A 3,174-nucleotide genomic window follows, 5' to 3' on the forward strand; every position below is an offset into this window, starting at 1 on the left:
GCGACGGGCGGGTTCGATGCGGCCGGTTCGGGACGGGCCGAGGGGGCGTGGGGGTCGGGACGGGTTGGACGGGTCGGGCGGTCCCGGGGTCGGAGGCGGGTTCGGGGGCGGGTTCCGAGCCGCTCATGGATCTCCTCGTTCGGGGCGGAACGGGTGGGCTGGGAGCGCGCCCACGGTCAATCCATTGACGCACGAGCGGTCCCGCGCGTTCTACCTTTCTCGTTCCCTCGACGTGCCCTCCTCGTGAGCGGGGAAGATCTCCCCGTCCCTCGCGGTGCCGCCCCCGGCGCGTCCGGGGCGCCTCCCCGGACGCCGGACCGTCCGCGTCCCCGTAGAATCGTCAGCCGTGACTCAGCCCAGCAATGAGCGCGGCCAGGGGGCCGCCGCGGACGTCGACCTGCCCACCCAGTACCGACCGGCGGACGTCGAGGGCAGGTTGTACGAGCGCTGGGTATCGGCGGGCCTGTTCGCCGCCGATCCGGCCCGCGACCCGTCCCGGCCCGCGTACTCGATCGTCATCCCGCCGCCGAACGTGACCGGTTCGCTGCACATGGGACACGCCCTCGACCACTCGATCCAGGACACGCTCGTCCGGCGCCGCCGGATGCAGGGGCACGAGGCCGTGTGGGTGCCGGGCATGGACCACGCGGGCATCGCCACCCAGAACGTCGTGGAGCGGGAGCTGGCCAAGGAGGGCCTGTCCCGGCACGACCTCGGACGTGAGAAGTTCGTCGAGCGGGTCTGGCAGTGGAAGGCCGAGTCCGGTGGCCGGATCCTCGGCCAGATGCGGCGGCTCGGCGACAGTGTGGACTGGTCGCGCGAGGCGTTCACGATGGACGAGCCGCGCGCCCGCGCCGTCCGGACGATCTTCAAGCGGCTGTTCGACGACGGCCTGATCTACCGCGCCGAGCGCATCATCAACTGGTGCCCGCGCTGCCTGACGGCCCTGTCGGACATCGAGGTCGAGCACTCCGACCGCGAGGGCGAGCTCGTGTCGATGCGGTACGGGTCGGGTGAGGACGAGATCGTCGTCGCGACCACCCGGGCGGAGACGATGCTCGGCGACACGGCCGTGGCCGTCCACCCGGACGACGAACGGTACAAGCACCTGGTGGGGCGGGAGGTCGAGCTGCCGCTGACCGGCCGCCGCATCCCCGTCGTCGCCGACGAGCACGTCGACCCCGAGTTCGGCACCGGCGCGGTCAAGGTGACTCCGGCGCACGACCCGAACGACTTCGAGATCGGGCGCCGCCACTCGCTGCCGTCCCGCACCGTGCTGGACGAGCGCGGGATCGTGACGGCGCCGGGCCCGTTCGAGGGCCTCGACCGGTTCGAGGCGCGGCCCGCGGTCGTCGCGGCGCTGCGCGAACAGGGCCGGATCGTCAAGGAGGTCCGCCCGTACGAGCACTCGGTCGGGCACTGCCAGCGGTGCGCGACGGTCGTCGAGCCGCGCGTGTCGCTGCAGTGGTTCGTGAAGGTCGAGCCGCTCGCGAAGGCCGCGGGCGACGCCGTCCGGGACGGCCGGGTGGCGATCCACCCGCCGGAGATGGCGGCCCGCTACTTCGAGTGGGTCGACAACATGCACGACTGGTGCATCAGCCGCCAGCTGTGGTGGGGGCACCGCATCCCCGTCTGGTACGGGCCGGACGGCGAGACCGCGTGCCCGGGCCCCGACGAGGAACCGCCCGCCGGGTGGACGCAGGACACCGACGTCCTCGACACGTGGTTCTCGTCGGCGCTGTGGCCGTTCTCCACGCTCGGCTGGCCCGACGACACCCCGGACCTCAAGCGCTTCTACCCGACGTCCGTGCTGGTCACCGGCTACGACATCCTGTTCTTCTGGGTCGCCCGGATGATGATGTTCGGGCTGTACGCGATGGACGGCGTCGCGCCGTTCGGCACCATCGCCCTGCACGGCATGGTCCGCGACCAGTACGGCAAGAAGATGTCGAAGTCGTTCGGCAACGTCGTCGACCCGCTCGACTGGATCGACCGGTACGGCGCCGATGCGACCCGGTTCACGCTGCTGCGCGGCGCGAACCCCGGCGGCGACGTCCCGGTCGCCGAGGACTGGGCGCAGGGTTCGCGCAACTTCTGCAACAAGCTGTGGAACGCCACCCGGTTCGCGATGATCAACGGTGCGCACGTCGAGGGCGACGTCCCGGCCGAGCTCACGACGGTCGACGCGTGGATCCTGTCGCGGCTGCACACGGTCATCGCCGAGGTGGACGCCCAGCTGGAGTCCTACGACTTCGCGAAGGCGTGCGAGACGCTGTACCACTTCGCGTGGGACGAGGTCTGCGACTGGTACGTCGAACTCGCGAAGGTCCAGCTCGCCGACGACCGCGCTCCCGCGACGCGTCGCGTCCTCGGCGAGGTCCTGGAGAGCCTGCTGCGGCTCCTGCACCCGGTCATCCCGTTCGTGACCGAAGAGCTCTGGACGTCCCTCACCGGGGGCGACACGATCGTGCGGGCCGCGTGGCCGGCCGCCGACCCGTCCCGCACCGACCGGGACGCCGAGGGGCTCGTCGCGTCGCTGCAGCGGCTCGTCACCGAGGTCCGCCGGTTCCGCTCCGACCAGGGCCTCAAGGCGGGCCAGAAGGTCGCCGCCGTCCTGGAGTGGAACGGGTCCCCGCTCGCCCCGCACGAGGAGGGCGTCCGCGCCCTGCTGCGGCTCACCGACCCCGGCGACGGCTTCGCCGCGACCGCGTCGCTGCCGGTCGAGGGCGTCACGGTCCGGCTGGACACCGCCGGGACCATCGACGTCGCCGCCGAGCGCAAGCGCCTCGAAAAGGACCTGGCCGCCGCCCGCAAGGAGGTCGACCAGGCGAACAAGAAGCTCGGCAACGAGGCGTTCATGGCGAAGGCCCCCGAGGCCGTCGTCACCAAGAACCGGGACCGGCTCGCGCAGGCCGAGGCCGACATCGAACGGCTGGAGGCCCAGCTCACCGCCCTGCCCGCCGGGTGACCCGCGCCCGTCCGGCGGCCGCGCGCCGGCGTCCCGCCCCGGGACGCCGGCCGGAGGGCCTGTCGGGCGTTCACCGTGCCACGCCGCCCGCGGGGAGTTACGATCCCCATGATCGCGGGCATTCCGGTCGCCTCGAGAACCCCCGGGAGTGCAATGGCCGACTCACCTCCGCCGGACCGACCCCCCGGGCCGCCGCGCCGCCGACG

At 72.6% G+C, this 3,174-nt stretch carries 1 protein-coding gene; it reads left to right on the forward strand.

All coding sequences use genetic code 11. The features are described from left to right. The first annotated feature begins 346 nt into the window (after window positions 1-346). On the forward strand, window positions 347-2,968 hold the full coding sequence (locus BJF79_RS35500) for a valine--tRNA ligase (protein WP_075904002.1): 2,622 nt from the start codon (window positions 347-349) through the stop codon (window positions 2,966-2,968). Window positions 2,969-3,174: the final 206 nt, after the last annotated feature.

Origin of the sequence: Actinomadura sp. CNU-125, from assembly GCF_001942465.1 — a bacterium.
Classification (GTDB): Bacteria; Actinomycetota; Actinomycetes; order Streptosporangiales; family Streptosporangiaceae; genus Spirillospora.